Raw genomic sequence first — 20899 nt, 5'->3', positions numbered from 1 at the left:
GTACCTTACTTTTTTTCTTCACAAATCCGCAGTAAAGCGCAAGGCTTCGTCAACAATCATGCCGATGTCGTAATAGCGGTAATTCCCCATCCGACCCACCGAAAAAACGTTGTCTGGCATCTCTTTGCGGTAGCGATCGGCTATTTCTTGCTGCTCTTTTATCGGATATGGATAAAGTTTGTTGCTCGTAGAAGGAATTTCCATTCCTAACAAAGTCGTAGGAGATTTGTAGCCGGTAAGTTTTTTATATTCAACTACGCGGGTAAAAACTTCATCGTTGGCATAGTGCAAGAAAAAAGTCGGGTCGGGAATGACTTGTTCGACTGGCAATACCAGCTTAATAAAATCGCGACCGATATACTTGAGTTCCCCATACTCGAAGTCAAACAGCAAATCTGGGGAAAGAGAACTTACCAAAATATCTGACTTGATCCACTCTCCCTTAACTTGCACTGCTGCTTTTTGCACGTCAAAGGCTTCGATGTGGCAATTCATCCAAAGCGTTACTCCCGGAGTATTGGCGCAGATGTCGAAGTAGTCGTCCCAGCCGCGCAGCGAGATAGGATAAGAGATGAAAAATTCCGGGCGAACTTCTTTGGTTCCCGTCCGCAATTGTACGCCTTTACCATCAAATTTGAAGTCAGTCAGTACCGTATTGGACTCTATTTGCCACATCTTTTTCGAGTAGTTTTTAACAAACTTGTCGTACAGTGTGGCACCAACTGAGTAAATCCAATATTCCTCGAAGTTTCGCGCCGTACTCGGATCGGGCCTTTCGCTCAACTCCTGCTCTATTTTCTCTTTGTCTGGCATCAGGGGAATGTCATCGGCATGGATTGGGTAGGAGTAAAATTGACCGTCCCGTTCCACATAAGTTAACAAGTAATGATCGAGCAGTCGTTGGGGAACTCGTTCCTGTAAAAAGTTGAAAACCGACTCGTGGGCCGTGAATAGGTGGCGCGGACCAAAAGTGTAAGGATGACCCCCATAATATAAGGTTTGACATCCGCCCCCGAGTTGGGACGCACACTCAATTAATGTAACTTGCCATCCTTTGTTAGCTAGTATGTGAGCCCAAGTACAGCCTGCAAAACCACCGCCAATAATTGTTGCTGTTTTCACTGATTTTTCCTTAATTGTGCAACTGATTTTTTGTTTAGTTGTTAAACAACTTTATTGTTGTTCGATCGCAAATTGCTAATCATCTAAGTAGGTGATGAAAGAGCGACCCCACCATCCTACTTGGATGTGTGGGGCAAATTTGAAGCGACTTTTTTGCTGAAACTCTGCGAAGGCTTTGGCAACTCCTTTAACAGGCGAACCTTTGTAACCTGTAAATAAGTCGTCAATATATAACAAGCTACCTTCTTGCAGCAAGGGTTCTATAAATTCAAACACGGGGACTGCTGATTCGTATAAGTCGCAGTCAATACAAGCTAAAGCTATTTTATTGTTTTTCGCTAAAAAGCTTTGTTGTAACTCGGGGGTGAGCCTTTCTTTATAGAATCCTGCGATCGTTTGACAGCTATCTACATAAATCCCGTGTTCTTTGATTAAATGCCAGAATTCTTCTTGGGCAGTTTTGAGAGCGCCTTGTTGCCAAACTTGGTGGCTGGGTTGCGATTCGACTGCTGGAAGTCCCTCGAAACTGTCGAAGGCAAAGAATTTCATTGATTCTAGGTTGTGCCTTCTGGCTTCGGTGAGCGCCATCCTAAAAGTTCTCACTCGGTGGCAGCCGTATTCGTGATAGTCTCCTTCTATTTTGTTGTCTGTCAAGAAATCAAAAGCTTGCATAAAAAAAGCTAGTTTTTGACATTGACGGTTGGTTTGATTGTAAGCGATTTCGTCCTGACGGCTCCAATTTTCTAAGTCAGAGCCGTTTGCGAGTTTGACCCAAGGTTCTTGAAGTATGGGTTGGGTTTGGGTGTATTCATTGCTGTTATTCATGTCAATTCACCTCCTGCAATTTGATTGTCTGGCCGGAAGTAAGAACGGATACCTACCTCCAACTCCGTGAAACGAAAATTTGGCACTGCGGAATTTAGATAAGCGGTATCGAATAGCAAGTCAAAGTCTCTTCCTGCATCGGCTGCTTCGTAGATTGTTTCAAATTCCACGGCTCCGATCGCGCCCACTAAATTAGCTATGTCGATTATAGTACAACTTGTGCCGGTTGCTACATTTATAATTCCGTGAAGCTGCCCGGGTATTAATAGTTGGATTAGGCGGCAAATGTCCGTAATGTAAACGTAATCGCGCCGTTGCTTCCCGCTACCTTTAATAACTACTCGCTTGTCATTTTTTATGGCTGAGACTATTTTCTTAATAACGCTGCGATCGTTGGGCGCCGCACCGTAAATACCGGGAATTCGCAGGATTGTTACCGGACACTTTACTTCTCCTAAAGACATTAGCATTGATTCGCAGGAAGCTTTGGCAAGTCCGTACCAAGTGTCTGGATTTACGGGCGATCGTTCGGTAAGCGGCAGACTCGGTTTGCTGCCGTAGACATCAACGGAACTAAAATAGATAATCGAGCGAGCATTTGTCAGTTTGGCACATTCTATTAAGTTGTTAACTATTTCTAAGTTATCTTTATAAGAGTTAAAGGAATTTTCTACTAATCTGCTGATGCCTGCAAAAAATACAATTGTCGGAGATGCCTCATTGCTAAAAGATTTAAAAAAATTAGAAACTTCCCCAGCTTTTAAAAAGTTACAATCTTTTGAGGACAATGAAAGCGCGCGAGCGATATTGCCACCAAGGTATTTAGTGAAGTAACCGCCTATGTAGCTATTTTTACCGATAATAATTATCTTTGGGTCCTTCAAGGGCGATCGCCCGCTTGCAGCTTTCCATTCCCTCCTCTAGTTTCCCCTGCTGTTGCAGTGCGACTCCGAGGCGATAGTTGGCTTCTGCGGATTTAGGGTTGTAGGATATCGCCTTTTGATAGCTGTAAATTGCCTCTTCCAGCTTGCCAATTTTTGCCTGGGCGATTCCCATCAGTAAATATGCTTGCCCTGAGTGGGGGTTAGTTATAATCGCCTGTTGGTATTCAAAAATTGCCTCCTCAATTGTACCAGAATTCACAAGTTCATTACCAGAATTTATATAATCGCCGGACAGTTTTTGATAATTTCTATATTCCTCAACTGCGGGAGCGGTGGAGGCGCTGTTTGAAAGGTATTTACCGTCATAGGGTATCCGAAACTCTGAGTCGCTAAGTTTTTGTATTGCTACAAAAATTAACCGGGGTTCTTTAATAGAACTTGTTAAGGATTCTACCAAATACGGACTGTATGGCGTAACAGGTTTGACACTTTTTACATCCACAACTGACAGAGCGAGCAATTTATAATTGTTAGCAGCGGCTAGCCCTACAAAAAAACATGGCTGATAGTTATAAAATCCGTGATTGAGCGAGCCGTGAAAAGGTAAGCCGTGAACCATCACTCCGCCTGCTTTGCACAAATTGTGAATATTTTTAAAGCATTGGTATTGATTAAAGCAATGTTCGGAACTTCCGTGATTTGTCACTAAATCGAATTGTTCTGAGTATCCATAAGTGGCCTGCAAATCTTTATTCATATCAAAAACTAAAGAGTTTGACGAGTCACAAGTATCGATACAGTTATAAGTTTCTAATCCAAAGCTTTCGTATAGCGATCGAGCTGCGATCGGTGCGCCCGGAGTGTGGCTAAACTCTCCTAATTCTCGAACGATCGTAGCTGCAAAATCATCCCAACTTGCAACCATAATACTCTGCTCGCCGATTTCAAGAACGCTTTTTAAATTATTGAAGCACCCCCGCTCTTTCAACAAACAGTAAAAATTAAATGTTGTGATGCCAATTCCCATAATGACCCCTTCTCAAATATTGCAATACTTTAGAAAGTATGTTTCTCGATCGAAGTTGGGCGATCGCCCGCTTGCAGCTTTCCATTCCCTCCTCTAGTTTCCCCTGCTGTTGCAGTGCGACTCCGAGGCGATAGTTGGCTTCTGCGGATTTAGGGTGATACAATATCGCTTTTCGATAGCTGTCGATCGCCTCGTCCAACTGACCTAATTTTTGCAGGGCAACTCCCATCAGTATATATCCGTTCCAAGCGTATATATTAGTTATAATCGCTTGCTGGTATTCAAAAATTGCTTCTTCAATTTGACCTGACTCAACTAATTGATTGCCTCTATTTATATAATCGCTCGAGCTTTTTTGATAAGCTCGGTATTCACTTACTATAGCACCTGGTGAAACAGTGTTCGAGAGATATTGACCGTCATAAGGCACGCGAAATTCTATGTCATCGAGTTTCTGGAAAGCAACAAAAATTAATCGGTGTTCTTGAGAACAAGTGACTAACGACCTGACAATATAATCGCTATACGGTATGAGAGATGTTACATTCGCCTCAGTGACAACCAGGGACAATAATTGATAGTTATTTGCAGCAGCCAGCCACATAAAGAAAGAGGCATGATAGTTATAAAAACCGTGATTTAGCGCGCCTTGAAATGGCAGACAATGAATCATTAATTCACCGACTTTGCATAAATCGTGTATGTTGCTAAAGCACTGATATTGGTGGAAACAATGTTCGGAAGTGCCGTGATTGGTGACGAGATCGAATTGTTGCGAGTATCCGTAGGTTTCCTTAAAGCTTTTATTTAGATCGAAAACCAGAGCATCGGGCGATTCATCAGTATCTATACATTTGTACAGCTCGAATCCCAACTTTTCGTAGAAAAACTTAGCGGCGATTGTTTGACGGTTACTGGGGTCAAAACCTTCTACTAATGGCTCGACTTGAGGGACGCGAGATGCAAAATCCTCCCAGTTTCTAACTACCACTTCCTGAGAACCGAGTTCGCAAACACTTTTTAAATCTTTGAAGTAGCCTCGATCGATCAGAATTGAGTAAAAATCCAATGTCGTGATTCCAATTGCCATAATGCTTGCTTTCCCTTCGGCTGTATTGTGTACTGCTTAAATTCCCAACAAGTCAAACTATTGTCGGTGACAAATCGAGTTCTCAAAAAATGGTTCGGTTTTTCGGAAACAATCGCCTGCTAGCTTTTTGCCGATCGGCCCGTGCATAGTTTAACAGAAAAGCTACTTCCCGATTTGTTTATGCTCGATCGCCCCGGGCCGGCAACAGCCCAGCGTACTTGCGCAAAAAATTCATTCCCATGCGACTCGATCCGTAGCACTTATAACTGTCTGCCAGCGTCGCGAATTGATTTTGCAAGTCCTCATCTGCTTTTGCGTACTCAACTTTCCCCTCCAAACGTTCCAGCATTTCCACAACAACATCATTAATTTCTTCGGCGGTATTATCTACTACCGTAATGCCCATATCAGCAAGCACCTGGGTACTGAAAACATGACCCACCGGAGGAGGGATTAACTCAGCAAATGTCAGCAAACGCTGTTTGCTCTCAGAGAAATAAAGCTTGGGAATCAAAATATTTTGACTGTACCAAGAACGGAAGGCTCCTAAAGGTACCCAATTTGTTAAAGCGCAGGGGACTCCAAAAATAGAAGGTACAAAACAAAGTCCCGAACTCGTGCCGATAAAAAACCGACACTCAGCACAGAGAAACACATCCATCCAATCGCTTTTAACATCGGTGCAAGCATAGTCAATTATCTGCTTCATGGCGGGCAACGGCTGCATTGTGGTATCGCCCACGCGAATTACCCACCCACCGCGAGCGACGATCGACTCGATCGCCAACAGATATGTATTAATGTCAGCATTGCGGTATTTCTGACATTTTAGTCCTTGATGGTATCCGCCGTTAAAGCCATCCTCCCGAACGTGCAAACAAACAAACCAAGCATTTCGAGGTACGCCCAAAGATTGCAAACAGCGCCACCCTGCCTCGCGATCGGAATCTGACAGCGAGAGCAACGGAGAACGCCCTTCCAATTCCCATTGTTTTTGTACTGCGGCTCCTGCCTCAGTATAAAGCATGGTTTCTCCATTCGCTAAAGTAACCGAGTACAAACTCTCTTCGAGATATCGCGCATTGTTAGAGCATTGCTCTTGAATTTCTGGTTCCGAAACCATTTCTATATAAGGGCGCCAGTAGTTAAGAAAATGAGGGTTAGCAATGTGCTGATTTGGCTTGAGCAACAACTGCCGGCGGTGAGGTGAAAGCCAGCCCAAGGCTTGCATTTTTAGATGCCAATCTATCAAAGCTATGTGACCGATCGCCGCTGTCCAAATATTAGATAAAAACCGCACATTTAAGCGATCGAGATCGTGCGATCGAGCCAATTTTTGCTGTACTTGATGCGCTCTGACAAGCATATTCCGCCACTGTTCGCTTTGCCCGCGCAAGCAAAATCTCGCTCCAATAATAATGTATGCTTGCAGCCAGTCTGGCTCGATCTCGAACATCCGTTCCCAGCAAGCTATCGCTTCATCGTGACGGTCTAGTTCGTCGAGGGCAATGCCTTTTAGATAATATGCTTCCTGCCAATCAGGTCTGAGGCTCATTGCTTTCTGGTAACTTTCCAGCGCTTCGGCGAATCGACCTTCTTGCGCGAGCAGGCTGCCGCGATCGTAATGTGCATTTGCCAAGCTGTGGCAATAGCCGATCGCTTGTTGGTAAATATCTATTGCCTCATCCGTGCGACCCCGCTCTTCTAGCGCTTTTCCCCAATGGGTCAAGGCCTCTCCCAAGAGTTCGGAATATTTATAATAATTTGGTTTCAGAGCCGTTAGGTGGCGGTAGGCTGCGATCGCTTCTTGAAGATATGCTGATTTGATTAAGAAAATTATTAAAGACTTACATTCTGGCGATTCTTGAATCTCAGCAACTATTTGCCGGCGTTCTGTGCCCTGGCGCAGATACTGAAGGAAGTGCTTTTTGCCGTCGGGATCTGGCTCGCGTTTCAGATAAGTTAAATATACTTTTTGGATAAAATCTGCGTCGCTCTGTTGGCTGCTTGTTTCTAAAAAGCCTTCGTTGCCGACATAACTTATTTGATTTATAGATTCAGCATTCTGACCTATCGACCGGATATTTTCCGCTAGTTTGCTGTATGTTTGTAAAGATTCCCCTAAATTTTCTAACGTTACTTCCCGGGCAAGTTTGTACAAGCTTTCGCCCAGCTTTTTGTGAAAGCCATAAAAATCCGGGTTCAGAACGCTAGCGCTGTGGTATTCGACGATCGCCCGGGAAAGATCGCCCATTTTTAGCCAAATATCTCCTAGATTGTGGCGAGTCCAAGCCGATTTGGGGTGGAGCGCTAGGGCGCGATCGTAACAATTCACAGCCTCCTCAAATCTGCCTATTTTTTCCCAGCATTCTCCTAAATTGTGATAGTGCCAATAATTATTCTCGTTTTCGTTAATAGCATCTTGATAATAGCCGATCGCTTCTTCATATTTACCCTCATGTTTGAGCTTGTTTGCTATTTGAAAACTCAGATTTTTCTGCAGAAACTCTTGATTCATAACTTTACCTCAACTGTATCTATATTTTCCACTTAATTATGCTTGCCATCCAAATCTCTCCAACAGACGCTTTGGCATCAAACTCGAAGCCTTCTCGATTTGTTGGGGCGAAAACACTTCCCGCCATTCGTCAACCCGTCCTTTTCGATAGTGAGTACCCTCCATGAATTTGGGCGGTTCGGGCAAAGGAAAATTTGACTTTTCCAGCTCGTAAAAATTTAGGATAGACTCAAACAAAGCTTTAGGATCGCTTACTAAATCTTCGTGTTTAGTAAAGAGTATTTCCGGATAAAATGATGGATTTTCTTCCGCATCCAGCCACCCTTCTATCCATTGAATAGCCTTGGGCAAGAATCCGCTTTCTATTTCATGACTTATTTGCTCGCTAATTGACAGAGAGAAATAATCCGCCGGACAACATTTAAATTTGAAAAATAATTCTTCCTGAGTTGGTACGTCCCTAGATTGTTGAGTTCTGTTGAGATGATCCACCCAAGATAAAAGCGCTTGACGCGGATCGCGAACGTTCACCAGCAGTCTGTCTGCAATCCGCATTGTTGTGAATTGATTCCACTCGTGAGGATTCGTATGAACTGTGATGACGCACGATACTGGTTTTGTATATATTTCTGGCGATTTTATTTGCCAATAATAATCCAATAAACCTATCGGCACGCACCCCACTAAATCCGTCGGCGATCCGGGGATATTTAACCCTTTTTGCAAAGCGTTAGCAATGTAGACTGTTCCTGATTTCGGTAAAGCGCACAGACAAATAGCACCGATTTCGCCGCGCGATCGGGCTGCTGCGAACTTAACTTTATTTGAGCGATAATAACGGCGCAGCGCTTCATCGTGCCGGCCCTGCATGATTAATAAATCTGCCAGCAGGAAGTTACCTTCTACAGAGTTAGGGTTAATTTCCACGACTCGCTGGCAGCAATAAGTTGCTTTGTCAAGCTCGTTATTGATTCGCAGGAAAGGCACTAGCTTCAGCAGCGCTTCTGCTAAATCCGGTTGAATTTCAGCCACTTGCTCGTAGCTTTGAATTGCCAAATCGAATTTACTTTGCTGCAATCTGATATTTCCCAAGTTGTAGTAAGCTGCTGCTAATTTGGGATTAATGGCGATCGCTTGTTGGATAATTGCTATTGCCTCAGCAACTTGACCCCGCGCGAATAGCAATTTACCTAAATCATTATAGGCTTCATAAAAATTAGGATTGATTTTTATTGCTTGCAGGTAGGCTTCTCTTGCTCGATCGGCTCGATCGCCCGTCACGTAAATATTCGCTAACTGCCACCATATTTCCGCATTTTCTGGCTCGATTTCAGTTGTTCATAAGCTGTTACATCCAGAGGATTGAGTTTGATTATTTGCCAGTAAGCTGTTTTTGCTTCCTGTGCCCGATCGCCCGTCACGTAAATATTGGCTAACTGCCACCATATTTCTGCATTTTCTGGCTCGATTTCTAGCAGTTGTTCATAAGCTGTTACATCCAGAGGATTGAGTTTGATTATTTGCAAGTAAGCTTTTTTTGCTGGCTCGATCCGATTCTGGGCTGCGTAAATATCGGCCAACTGCCACCATATTTCTGCATTTTCTGGATCTATTTGTAGCAGTTTTTCGTAGGCTATTACGTCGTCGGGATTGAGTTGGATTATTTGCAGGTAAGCTTCTCTGGCTTTTTCAAGATTCTTTTGTTTGAGGTATAGATTGGCTAACTGCTGCCAAAGTTGCCAGTTATCGGGTTGAAGTTGCAGCAAGCTTTGGTAAACTTCTACAGCATCGGGATTGATTTGAAGCGCGCGATCGTAAGCTGCTCTTGCTTCTGCTTGTCGCGATCGTTGCAGGTAGAAATTGCCTAACTGATAGAAGAATTCCCAGTAATCTGGTTGAATAATTTCCGACTCATTGGGCTTCATCTCCAGCGCTTTTTGATAACAGGCGATCGCTTCGGACCATCGTTGCAATTTAGCGAAGGCTTCGGCTTGATTGTAATAAGACCAAGCTGAGTTAGGATTTCTTTCTATAGCGCGACTGTAACATTTGACTGCTTCATCCCACCTCCCAACTTTCGCCAAAGCTTCTCCCAAGTTGTGGTGAGACAAATAAAAGTCAGGATTGAGATCGATCGCCTGGTTGTAATGGGCGATCGCTTCCTCTAATTTTCCTTCATGTTTGAGTTTGTTTGCCAATTGAAAATAGTTAACAGTCATTTATTTCTCGAAGCTCTTACCTTACAAAATATCTAATTCAGCAATTATTTATTATCTGGCCGACCAGCCAAATCTATCCAGCAGTCGTTGTGGAATCATGCTAGATGCTAGTTCCGCCTGTTCGGGAGTAAACACTTCCCGCCATTCATCAACCCTTCCTTTTCGATAGTGAGTACCTTCCTGAAATTTTGGAGGTGCGGGAAAAGTAAATTGCGTTTTTTCTATTTCATAAAATTCTAAAATAGATTCCCAAAAACTCTGGGGATTAGTTGCCAAATCCTCAAATTTGGTAAAGAGAATTTTAGGGTGAAATAATGAATTTGTTTCAGCATCTAGCCAGCCTTGTATCCACTCAATAGCATAAGGCAAAAATCCGCTTTTAATTTCCCAATCAATTTTTTCACTCAAGGTAATCCAAAAATATTTTTCTGGATATTTGAAACTTCTAAATAGCTCTATTTGATTTCCTGCCAATCTCACTCTATTCATGTGAGCTATCCAAGATAGAATTGTTTGACGCGGGTCGCGCACATTAATCATTAGTTTATCTATCATTAGGCTAATTGCAAACATATTCCACTCGGAAGGATTTGCGTGTTCGAGCCAGACACCTGATGTTACTAATCTATTGATATAATCGGAGAAATTTTCTGAAGTTGATAAAGACAAATAATAATCATTTATCCCTCCACTGCTGAGGTCTATCGATAAATGTGGTAAATTTAACCCTTTCGACAAACTCTCTCTAATATATACAGTCCCCGACTTAGGCAGGCAACATCCAACAAACGTTCCTAATTCTCCCCGGAGCTGCCTTTGGGAATATTTGATTTGATTTGCCTTATAAAAGCTATACATTGCCCGCTCGCGCTTGCTTTCCATCATCAGCAAGCGACCCATTTCAAACATAAACTCCGCAGAGCAAGGATGGTTTTCTACAACTCGTTGATAGCATTCAACTACTCGCTCTAGTTGATTAGAGTTCCGCACTTGCCCTATCAGTTGGGCAATTTGTTTTACCAGATATGGTTTAATTTCAATGGCTCGTTCGTAACTCTCAATGGCTCGATCGATTTCTCCATTCCGTGCCAGTATTTTACTCGATGCGCAGTGTGCTTCTGCTAATTTAGGGTTAATAGCTTTCAGCTTTTCGTAGGCTTCTATTGCCTGTTTCCAATTATTCGTTCTTGCATATTCATTTCCTAATTTCCACCACATTTCCCAATTATTCGGTTCAATTTCAAGCAGGTCGTGATAAACTTGCACCAAGCAGGGATTCATTTCAATAATCCGCTCGTAAGCCTTTACTGCCTCCGCCGTTCGATTTTGCTTGACTAATACCTTCCCCAGCTTCCACCATTTTTCCCAGTTATTGCTGTCGATTTCCAATAATTTTTGATAAGCTTCTACATATTCTGGATTTACTTCTATTGCTCGGCGATAAGCCTCAGCAGCATTTCCGGGCTGCTGAAGCTCGGCTAATAGTTTTCCCAAATCTCCCCAGAGTTTCCAGTTATCCGGCTCTAGTTTCAACAAGCTTTCGCAAGCAGCAACTTCACCGGGATTTAACTCAATAATGCGGCGGTAAGTTGCTGCTGCTTCTTCCCGCAACTCTTGTGGCAGTTGCAGCTTTCCTAACTTTTGCCACATTGCCCGATTGTGCGGTTCAATTTCTAGGATGTTGAGATAAATTTCTACGGCATTTGGGTTTATTTCTATCGCCCGCTTGTAAGCTTGTATTGCTGACAGATTTCGATTTTGCTTTACTAATACCTTCCCCAACTCCCACCATTTTTCCCAGTTATTGCTGTCAATTTCTAATAAGCCCCGATAAGCTTGTTCTACTGCATTTGGATTGATTTCAATAACCCTATCGTAAGCTTTTACTGCTTCTTGCGTGCGATTTTGCTTGACTAATAACTTTCCTAGCTGCTGCCAGAGTTCCCAATTTTCCGGCTCGATCGCCACCAATTTTTGATAGAGTTCAACAGACTCTGGAGCGAGGGCGATCGCGTTGTAGTAAGCTATTCGAGCTGACTCATTTTCCCCGCGTTTCTCGTGAAGGTTTCCTAACTGCAACCACAGTTCCCAATTCTCAGGTTGCAGGGGGCGCAGGCTTTGGTAAGCGGCCAAGCAATCGGGTTCGATCGCAATGACTTTTTGATAAGCCTCCCTAGCTTCTTCTATCCTGTTTTGTTGTACTAAAATATGGGCTAGTTGCAAACAAACTTCCCAATTTTCTGGCTGGAGTTGCAGCAAATTTTTATAAGCTGCCACCGAATCGGGATTTAATTCGATCGCCCGCCGATACATCTCGATCGCCCGCTCTCTATCCCGCTCGTTTCTCTGCTGCAACGCCACAGCCAAACTCGATTGAATTTCCATCTCCTCGGGAGCCAGATCGAGACCTTTTTCCAAACACGCGATCGCCTCATCCCACCTACCCAATTTACCAAAAGCTTCCCCTTGATGGTAATAAGACCAAGCCGCATTAGGATTGAGTTCGATCGCCCGACTGCAAGCATTTACTACCTCATCCCAGCGCCCCAATTTAGCCAAAACTTCCCCTAAATTGTGGTAACACCAGTAAAAGTTGGGATTCTCCTCAATAGCAGAGCGATAAAAGGCGATCGCTTCCTCAAATTTACCTTCCAGCTTCAGTTTGTTAGCAGCATCAAAATAACTTGCAGTCATTGCTTTACCCATGTTTCCCCTAAATATTTGGCTTTTCTTGCCGCTTTTAGTAATAGATAAGTGTTTGCCTTAACTACGCTTTATGAACGTAATCTAGAGGCTGCTGCAAAATTTCATCCCAAAAACTTTCTACCCAGTTGATGACACCAGTGACACCGTCTGTCAAGCCGATCGGCGAACTCCATCCCAACTCGCTGCGAGCCTTACTAGAATCTATCACGTAAGCGGCATCTTGCCCCAACCTTTCCGCCACGCTCTCGGTAGCTTCAGCAAAGGACAAATTCGCAGCCTCGCAAATAGTCTCAACTACCTCAGAGACAGCATACCCGCGATCGGGAGACAAATGATAAATCTCGCCAACTCGTCCTTTTTCCATCACCGCCAATTCCCCCTGCGAGACATCGCGGATGTGAATGTACGACTTCACCGCCCGTCCCCCGCCGTGCAACTGAATGATTTTACCCAACTTTAAGTAAATCACCGATCGCGGAATAATTTTAAAGAGCTGCTGGTAAGCTCCATAAACATTTGTAGCACGAACTGTCACCAAAGGAAACTGAAAATTTTTATAATAAGTAGAAAGCAGCATATCCGCCGCCGCTTTAGAAGCAGCATAAGGCGTAGAAGGATTCATCGGAGATAATTCTGTCACATTTCCTTCACAAGTGCCGTACACTTCGGGAGACGAAATATGAACGTAACGCTGCAAGTATTTCCGGTCTTTTAAGTGGTTAATTAACTGAGCCAATGCCACTGTATTCGTTTGAAACCAGTGATCGGGATGCAACCAACTCGGAGCTACTTCACTTTGAGCCGCAAAATTAACAATATATTCCGGTGCAAACTCGTCAAGCACCTGTAAAATCTGCGGCATATCCCGGTTAAAATCCAATTGATGAAACTTAAAACTCGGGTTGGTACGGCGCAGGTACGGTAAAAAAAGTGGCCCTTTCTCTGGAGAGCGGCTGATGCCCAAAACTTCATTTTCACCGTCTTCTAGAAGCAAGTCAACGAAATCGCTTCCTGAAAAAGAATTGCTGCCAAGCACTGCTATTTTGCGCGGACTCATTAATAATTTCCCCTGTTATTCGCTGTATTTTTGATGGTCCGATCGACTGAATTCTCCCTGTTACTCAAAGTATATAAAAGAACTATCTCCCGTATAGCCGCAGCGATCGAACCACCACTGCCACTCATCCGGCGTATAGAAACTTTCACAAGTTAGCTGCCAGTAAAGCAGGTTAGCTTTTTCTTCTTCGTTCCTATAGGACTCTACCACAATATATTTGTTCCCGTTGCCAACTCTTTCGATTTCCCGCAGAGCTCGATCGAGCTCGAAACAATACAAATTGTGTAAAGTATTGAGAGAAATCACCAGATCGAAGCTGTTATCTGCAAAGGGAAGTTCCGTCGCGCTGCACCCTTGCAAAAACGGACGCACTTCTTCCTTAGCGCTAGCAATTCCGTATTCAGAAATATCAATCCCGGCTACTTCGACTCCCGGTACAGCTTGCGTGAAGTCGTAGAGTAAAAAAGCCTTGCCGCACCCGACATCCAAAATGCGATCGCCCGCCTTTAAATTATAGTGTTTGACCATAGCATCAGCCACGGTTCGCCAGCGACCGTCGTAATGATAGCCGCCGTAGCCAACTTTACGATCGCCATCCCAATAATCGCGATCGAACTTTTTAGCGAGTTTCGCCGCCTCAGCTTTCGGAAACTCGTTCACCCGCCCCAAATAATCCCGTTTAGTCCGCTTGTGAACTGTCGAGAGAAAATCAATATCAGCCATTTTATATTAGGTAGCCAATGCTTGGCTCAAATCTTGCAGGACGAGCTGCGCCTTCTGTAATTGTCTCACCTTCCGAGATTCTCCCACATCAGCACTGCGAGCAAAGTTGCGCCGCTTGTTACCTACTGGCAGAAAATCGTTTAAAATGATGCAACACCATTTTACTCGATAAACGGGCAATAAAATTGCCATGCGCTGCCGGTGCATTTCTGAATCCGACAGATTTGAAACTACTTTTTCCACAAACTTGTCATAGTAATTCCCCGACACCGGAACCGCAGGCTGACAAAAAAAGTCGCAAACCATTTTAGCAGGATCGTCCCATCCTGCATACTCAAAATCAATAAATTTTAACTCGCCTTCTTTGCTTGAAATAGCGTTGTGGAAGCCAAAATCTGAAGGCGACAAACACTTATCCTGTTGAGGGATTTCGGCATCTGGAGTTAAACCCAATTGACTCGATCGCCCTGCAACTAACTCAGTTACTCGACTCCAAACATCACAAAGTTGATTGCGGATCAAATCAGCAGCCGATCGATCGCATTCAGTAGCACCGCCGACTGTTTTGAGTCTTTCCAAGCGACGTTCCACGCACTGCAAATGTTCCCGAATACTAAAACAAGCTTCCGAAGCTTTCGGGAGAAATCGAGCTGGCGACAACAGCTTGCAGCGATTCAAATCTCGGTAAAAATCGATCGCCCTTTCTACCGCTGCTTCCGTCACTTCATCCGGCTGCAATTGCCGTCCTCCCACAAACTCGTAAAGGGCGAGATTGTTTTGGGAATCGCAGGCGATGGGCTGCGGCAATCCTCGCACCCCATTATCCCAAGCAAAGCGCGAAAAAGCAAACTCAGTTCCCAATCTATCTCTCGGATCGTCAGGATGCTGAAAATAAGCCTTCAGCAAAAAACTCGCTTTTGAAGCAGCAACGCGAAAAACTCGATTGTTACCGCCCCCAGCCAAAGTTTCGAGACTGATTTCCCCGCAGTATCCCGCCGCCGCCATCAAATCAACGGCTGCTGCATAAAGCGTTTCCGAACTTAGAGAAAAGTCTGTCAGCATGAAATTAACTGTTCGATTTCGGCCCAAGAAGCAGCGCGGCTCAAAGGATGTCCCGATAAATGGTGGTTTTGCGGATCGAACAAAATGCGATCGACCCCAGCAGGAAAATTCGCTTCTGTCAAAAATTCCGGCAAATCATCAATAAACTGAGTGCACCCGTTCTTGCCAATTCGTGCCAATTTTTCCTGCTTAGTCAATTCAAAATATACTCGATCGGGCGACAGACCGATGCGCTCAGCATCAAAAAAACCTTGACTTTCCAGCCAGCCCCGCGCCGCCGCGTGCAAATCCCAAGGATGTCCCAGATAAGGATAGCGAGTTTTGTGACTGACAATGCAGACAGGCACTTGCTGCTTGACGCAGCGCGCAAAAAACTCCAAAACGCCGGGAAATGCCGCAGCTTCTTGCATCCGAGCTCCGTAAACCAAGCCCTGCATTTTAGTCCAATCCTCCTCCTTCCCCAAGGATCGCAAATAATCCCGCACCTTCTCTTTACTAACAGGTACCGACGCGGGAATTAAGTTTTCTTCCACAGCCACGCGGTGAAACAACTCATCGTAACGGACGATCGTATTGTCGAAATCAACACCAATTAACATGGCTTACTCCCCAGTAGCTTGTAGAAAAAAATCGTTAATTTTTGGATATTCTGACTTGCAATAATAACCCCCCATTGGCGTATGAGGTAAAGTTAAAACAGCCCGAATCGTTTCCTCAAAATCTTCGATGTCGCTGCGATCTTTCAGAACCATTTCTTCTAAAGCTGCGTGTAACTCGCAGCCGGCATCTAAAATTTTATCGTAAATTTCCCATCGCGCCTCGGTTTTTTGGGGCAACACAAACAAGCTAAATAAAACTATGCCCTCCAGTTGTGGCAGATTTGCCAAAACATCCGACAACATCATGTAACATCCAGGCATTGCATATTCAGTTGCACTCAGTTTGTAAAGTAAATTGTGCCGTGCGGCGAAGTCGCGAACCACCAAATTTTGCACGCGGTGCGGGTAACTTACTCCCCGGACTGGACGGCTGACAATGTAACCGCGATAACCTAATTTCTCACTCATTAAATCCCCCCGGCATCGTGAATTTCATCCCGATTTTTGAGGCAGCACGCACGGCGATCGGACCGAAATATTCCCCCAAGCGTTTATCAGAATAAGGCGTAAATAAGCCTTTAAATCGAACATTCATCGACCATCGGGTTGTAGGTTCTCGGTTGACTCGATTGCCGTGCATCACAGTAGGAGTAAATAAAACAACCTTGCCGTAGGGAACCTCCAACCATTCAAGCTCCGGCTCGATCGCTCGATAAAGACTTTCCGTGCCTTTGCCTGCAAAATTCTTGACTTGTTCCCGCCATTTAGCATCAGCATCCGGCGGCAACAAAAACATACTTTTTGTTTGATAGCAATCAACTAAAGGAATCCACAATACTACCTCAAACGGCGAACATTCCGAACCCCAACTATCAGAATGCAGGGGCAATAAAGAACTGTCATCCCCAGGCATTTGAATGCTCAAACCGATATTGCGCTGCATGGCGAGTTCGTTGCCGACAAGAATTTCTACTAGGGAACGAGCGCAGGAAAAATAAGATTCCCGAAACCACGGTTGCTTTATTAAACCTGATATGATATGCAGTCGAAAAGAGTTGAGTTTTTCGACTGGTACTAGAGAGGCAATTTCATCTAAAAATTTTCCCGCATCTTCAGGATGCGGGACTTCTAAAAAGTTAACTGCTAAATCTACTGTTTTGTTTCTGATTTTATCCAGAGCCGATAGATTTTCGCAGGGCTGGATGATATAGCCGTTTTGCATGAAAGCAGCACTTAAGTCTGTTTCTCTTTTTCCTAGAAAGTTCATAGCTTTCGAGCCTGTAAATAAAATAGGACTTATATCGTGTCACGTTTGTAGTGCGGACTTTAGTCCGCATCTTCCTGCGGACTAAAGTCCGCACTACAAACCGTTTTAACGGCTGTTATTTTCATGCTTTGACTTGCAGGGGCGCGATCGCCTGATACATCTGAAAAGTTTTGTCCGCGATCGCGCTTGGAGTAAGACCAAAATATTCGCGAGCGTATTCTTGCTCTCCCGCTTCGTGCAAGAACTTGTCTGCAACGCCAATTCGCAGCAGGCGCGCTTTTTGAGGGGGGCGATCGCTCATCCACTCAGCCACAGCACCTCCGAAGCCCCCGACGATACTGTGTTCCTCCACCGCCGCCACCACCCAAAACCGGGAAAACACCCGATCGAGCAATTCTCCATCCAAAGGCTTGACAGTGTGGAAGCTGACAACTTGCGCGGAAACACCCTGTTTGCCGAGTTGCTCAGCAGCTTGCAAAACATTCGGCAGCATATTGCCGGTACTGAGCAAGCAAACATCACTTCCCTGGCGCATCACAATTGCTTTGCCAATTTCAAAATCCGGCATCCCCTCATGCACCAGAGGCTCACCTTTCTTCCCCATGCGAATGTAAGCCGGATTATCCTGCTGCAAACAAGCCCGCATCGCCGATCGCACTTCCCAAGCATCGCCCGGACAAATCACCGTCATGTTTGGCAGCGTCCGAAGAATGGCAATATCTTCACAAGAATGGTGAGTTGGCCCGTTTCCCGCATAAGACAAACCCGCCCCAACTCCCACCACAATCACCGGCGCTTTGTGATAGCAAACATCTACCCGAATTTGTTCCAGACAGCGAGTTGTAGTGAAAGGTGTAATGGTATAAGTAATCGGGCGCAGGCCGGACATTGCCATGCCGGCCGCCACGCTCATCATGTTAGCTTCAGCAACGCCGCAGTTATAAAAGCGATCGGGAAAACTAGCTTTATATTTATCAAACAAGCGGTTGCCAATATCTCCAGATAGCAAAACCACTCGATCGTCCTCAGCAGCGATCGCGCTCAATTCAGCAGCAAATTCATTTCTCATCTAGCAATCCCCTCATTATTTGCAAACTCTCTCTTCTCTTCCTCTGCGCCCTCTGCGCCCTCTGCGGTTCAATCAAAATCCGAGGAAAATTGCTATAAAAGCTGAAGTTCCACCTGAGCTTTCACAACTTCTTCAGCATTCGGAACCCGGTAATGCCAATTGTTATCATCTTCCATAAAAGAAACCCCTTTTCCTTTCACAGTATGAGCAACAATAGCAATCGGTTTGCCGCTGCGATCGGGCACGTTACGCAACGCATCCACCAAAGCAGCCATATCGTGACCGTCAATTTCGCAGGTACTCCATCCGAAAGCTTCCCACTTTTCTTTTAGAGGATGAAGGGCCATAACTTCATTGCTGCGCCCGGTAGCTTGCCACTTATTGTAATCAATAATCGCAACCAGATTATCCAGTTTTTGAGCAGGCGCAAACATCGCCGCTTCCCAAACAGAACCTTCATTGCATTCGCCGTCGCTCATCACTACAAACACGCGGTAAGAGCGTTTCTGAATGCGTCCCGCCAGCGCCATTCCAATCCCTACAGACAGCCCGTGCCCGAGGGAACCAGTAGCTACTTCTACCCCCGGAACGCATTTAACGCTGGGATGTTCTGGCAAGTTGCTACCAGGCTCAGCATAGGTATCCAGCAACGCTTGCGGGAAAAATCCCGCTGCTGCGAGGGTGGCGTAAAGCGTTGTCGCTGCGTGTCCTTTGCTGAGGATCAGGCGATCGCGATCGGGATTTTCTGAATCCTGGGGATCGATGTTTAAAGTTCCCCAATAAGCTGCTACTAAAATATCAGCACAAGACAGGGAAGAACCTAAATGCGCCGTGCGAGCTTTGTGGGAAAGTTCCACCAATTTACCGCGAATTTTACTCGCAGTCGCTTCGAGCTGGGCAATATCCATAACTTTCTTTATTTCAAATTTAAAGCTTGCATCGTCTTAATGTTGTAATAACTGCTATCAGTCATTGAATTTGGAATCGCACCAGCCTCAAAAGCCTTTACCAAATCCCGCACGGCATCTTCAATTGTGTGCTGCGGCGCAAATCCCAATTCTTGCTTGATCTTCTCCGATGAAATGTGATAGGAGCGGTTGTCGTCTGTCGGCGTGGTGACAATCTCTACCTCTTTCCCTACCACATTTTGCACCATTTGAGCTATTTGCATCACGGTATGATTTTCATAACCCGCGTTGAAAATTTTGCCGTCGATCGCCTCATCCGGCCATTGCAGCGACTTGATATAAAGATCTGTCATATCTTCAATGTGAATGTTCGGTCGCTTTTGTCCGCCGCCAAATACTGTAATCTTACCGTTATTAACCGCGTGGTTGGTGAGGATATTCACTGTCAAATCCAGCCGCAATCTCGGCGAATAACCGCACACCGTCGCCGGCCGCAAAATCAAGGTAACAAACCCCGGTTCGCGGTTTGCTAGCAATACCTCCTCGCACATTGCTTTGTATTTGGAGTAATCTGTTAAAGGTTCTAGCGCCAATTCTTCGCTGACATTTTCGGTTTCTTTGATGCCGTAAACGCTGGAAGAAGAAGCATAAATAAACCGCTTTACTCCACTTTTTTTAGCGACATCTACTAAGTCAACAAAAGCATCGTAGTTGATCGATTTACCCAATTGCGGATCTAATTCAAAACTCGGATCGTTGGAAATGCAAGCTAGGTGGATGACTGCATCGCATCCCGGCATAATTTTTTCCAAAAGGGCGCGATCGCGAATATCTCCTTTAATTTCTTCTAACCCCGGATAATCTTTGACGGAGGATAGAACATCTTCTCCATAAATGTACAAATCCACAACCTTAACTCGATATCCAGCTTGAAGTAGTTTAGGAACTAGAACAGCCCCCACATAACCCCCTCCGCCTGTGACTAAAACTTGTTGCATTTGATTCACCCTCAATTCCTCAATTATTTTGACCTTGGTAGTCCTGGACGCATTGGGGCCGAGAAACCGGGTTTTTTCACAGCAATACTTCGTGGGAGCATCGCAGATTCGGTAAAAAACCCGGTTTCTGACTACCCGTGCGGGTTAATAAGTCCTTGACTGGCTCTTTTCTAGATGTCTAATATTAATTATCCCACTGAATCTGTTACATTCAACATTTTTGACGGCGGATAATCACTCTCATTTTAGATTAAATCAATAATTTCGGGCAGTGACGAAACTACCGTTATTTGCTCGGAAAAAAGAGATTTAGACAAGTCTTGCTGTTCCTGTATTCCATAGCCAGTTTTAACCAGAAAGGCTTTCATACCTAACTGCAAACCAGGCTCTAAATCCCTGAGTCTATCCCCGATCGCCCAGCATCGCGTCGGGTCTAAACTACGATCGGCGATCGCTTGAAGAAATAACCCAGGCGACGGCTTGCGACACTCACAAACGCAAGTATACTGGATAACTTGACCTTGCGGGTGGTGGGGACAGAAATAAAAATCTGCGATCGCCCCCGTCGCCGCCTCAGCATCCCGCCGCATTTTATCATTAACTGCGTTCACAGCTTCCTCTGGGAAATAGCCTCGGGCTACACCTGACTGATTTGTCAGCACCAGCACTTTAATTTGCAGTTCCTTCAATATTTTTAGCGCCGCCAACACCCCTGGAATCCATTCTATTTGGTCGGGCGTCCTGAGAAAGTGACAATCTTGAATGAGAGTGCCGTCGCGATCGCACAAAATAGCTTCCGGCTTCACTAATTTACCCATCATCCTA

The 20899-nt window shown here is 44.8% G+C and carries 19 protein-coding genes; all 19 read right to left on the bottom strand.

Translation table 11 applies throughout. The features are described from left to right. Window positions 1–18: 18 nt before the first annotated feature. The 19 genes from JGK39_RS09730 to JGK39_RS09640 all read right to left on the bottom strand — a co-directional run bounded on the left by JGK39_RS09730 (window position 19) and on the right by JGK39_RS09640 (window position 20895). Complete coding sequence (locus JGK39_RS09730) at window positions 19–1122, bottom strand: UDP-galactopyranose mutase (protein ID WP_293296228.1); 1104 nt, start codon at window positions 1120–1122, stop codon at window positions 19–21. Window positions 1123–1197: 75 nt separating this feature from the next. After that, window positions 1198–1947, bottom strand: a complete 750-nt coding sequence (locus JGK39_RS09725; RefSeq protein ID WP_293296230.1) for a TylF/MycF/NovP-related O-methyltransferase — start codon at window positions 1945–1947, stop codon at window positions 1198–1200. Next, entirely contained in the window at window positions 1944–2831 is an 888-nt protein-coding gene (locus JGK39_RS09720) for an SDR family oxidoreductase (protein ID WP_293296232.1), read from the bottom strand. The genes JGK39_RS09725 and JGK39_RS09720 overlap by 4 nt, the downstream gene beginning before the upstream one ends. Continuing rightward, entirely contained in the window at window positions 2800–3756 is a 957-nt protein-coding gene (locus tag JGK39_RS09715; RefSeq protein WP_293322132.1) for a tetratricopeptide repeat protein, read from the bottom strand. The genes JGK39_RS09720 and JGK39_RS09715 overlap by 32 nt, the downstream gene beginning before the upstream one ends. Before the next feature lie 76 nt (window positions 3757–3832). Next, the gene (locus tag JGK39_RS09710; protein ID WP_293322129.1) at window positions 3833–4948 is read right to left on the bottom strand and encodes a tetratricopeptide repeat protein; all 1116 of its coding nucleotides are present in this window, start codon (window positions 4946–4948) and stop codon (window positions 3833–3835) included. 178 nt (window positions 4949–5126) lie between these two features. After that, window positions 5127–7466 carry a TIGR04372 family glycosyltransferase gene (locus tag JGK39_RS09705; protein WP_293296238.1) on the bottom strand — a complete coding sequence of 780 codons (2340 nt, stop codon included), beginning with the start codon at window positions 7464–7466 and terminating at the stop codon, window positions 5127–5129. A 36-nt stretch (window positions 7467–7502) separates the two neighbouring features. Continuing rightward, window positions 7503–8747 carry a tetratricopeptide repeat protein gene (locus tag JGK39_RS09700; RefSeq protein ID WP_293322126.1) on the bottom strand — a complete coding sequence of 415 codons (1245 nt, stop codon included), beginning with the start codon at window positions 8745–8747 and terminating at the stop codon, window positions 7503–7505. Between the two features lie 11 nt (window positions 8748–8758). Next, window positions 8759–9685 carry a tetratricopeptide repeat protein gene (locus tag JGK39_RS09695; RefSeq protein WP_293322123.1) on the bottom strand — a complete coding sequence of 309 codons (927 nt, stop codon included), beginning with the start codon at window positions 9683–9685 and terminating at the stop codon, window positions 8759–8761. 51 nt (window positions 9686–9736) lie between these two features. Continuing rightward, on the bottom strand, window positions 9737–12379 hold the full coding sequence (locus tag JGK39_RS09690) for a tetratricopeptide repeat protein (RefSeq protein WP_293296243.1): 2643 nt from the start codon (window positions 12377–12379) through the stop codon (window positions 9737–9739). A 73-nt stretch (window positions 12380–12452) separates the two neighbouring features. Beyond that, complete coding sequence (locus tag JGK39_RS09685; RefSeq protein WP_293296245.1) at window positions 12453–13448, bottom strand: GDP-mannose 4,6-dehydratase; 996 nt, start codon at window positions 13446–13448, stop codon at window positions 12453–12455. A gap of 60 nt (window positions 13449–13508) precedes the next feature. After that, on the bottom strand, window positions 13509–14171 hold the full coding sequence (locus tag JGK39_RS09680) for a class I SAM-dependent methyltransferase (RefSeq protein ID WP_293296247.1): 663 nt from the start codon (window positions 14169–14171) through the stop codon (window positions 13509–13511). A 6-nt stretch (window positions 14172–14177) separates the two neighbouring features. Further along, a complete protein-coding gene (locus tag JGK39_RS09675) occupies window positions 14178–15233 on the bottom strand; it encodes an aminoglycoside phosphotransferase family protein (protein WP_293296249.1) in 1056 nt (351 codons plus the stop codon). Further along, a complete protein-coding gene (locus JGK39_RS09670) occupies window positions 15227–15832 on the bottom strand; it encodes a hypothetical protein (protein ID WP_293296251.1) in 606 nt (201 codons plus the stop codon). The genes JGK39_RS09675 and JGK39_RS09670 overlap by 7 nt, the downstream gene beginning before the upstream one ends. Window positions 15833–15835: 3 nt before the next feature. Next, a complete protein-coding gene (locus tag JGK39_RS09665) occupies window positions 15836–16300 on the bottom strand; it encodes an LIC12192 family sporadic carbohydrate cluster protein (RefSeq protein WP_293296253.1) in 465 nt (154 codons plus the stop codon). Further along, a complete protein-coding gene (locus JGK39_RS09660; protein ID WP_293296255.1) occupies window positions 16293–17099 on the bottom strand; it encodes a sporadic carbohydrate cluster 2OG-Fe(II) oxygenase in 807 nt (268 codons plus the stop codon). Before JGK39_RS09660 ends, JGK39_RS09665 begins: the two co-directional genes overlap by 8 nt. A 121-nt stretch (window positions 17100–17220) precedes the next feature. Then, window positions 17221–18168 carry a transketolase C-terminal domain-containing protein gene (locus JGK39_RS09655; protein WP_293296257.1) on the bottom strand — a complete coding sequence of 316 codons (948 nt, stop codon included), beginning with the start codon at window positions 18166–18168 and terminating at the stop codon, window positions 17221–17223. A 92-nt stretch (window positions 18169–18260) separates the two neighbouring features. After that, window positions 18261–19076, bottom strand: coding sequence for a transketolase (locus JGK39_RS09650; RefSeq protein ID WP_293296259.1), 816 nt, complete (start codon window positions 19074–19076; stop codon window positions 18261–18263). A gap of 8 nt (window positions 19077–19084) precedes the next feature. Beyond that, entirely contained in the window at window positions 19085–20074 is a 990-nt protein-coding gene (locus JGK39_RS09645) for an SDR family oxidoreductase (protein WP_293296261.1), read from the bottom strand. 245 nt (window positions 20075–20319) lie between these two features. Then, a complete protein-coding gene (locus tag JGK39_RS09640) occupies window positions 20320–20895 on the bottom strand; it encodes an HAD family hydrolase (RefSeq protein ID WP_293296262.1) in 576 nt (191 codons plus the stop codon). Between the last annotated feature and the right edge of the window lie 4 nt (window positions 20896–20899).

Source organism: Microcoleus sp. PH2017_12_PCY_D_A (assembly GCF_020738565.1).
GTDB lineage: Bacteria > Cyanobacteriota > Cyanobacteriia > Cyanobacteriales > Microcoleaceae > Microcoleus.
Note: the sequence above shows the minus strand (reverse complement) of the source record. Positions and strands in the feature narration are given on the sequence as shown.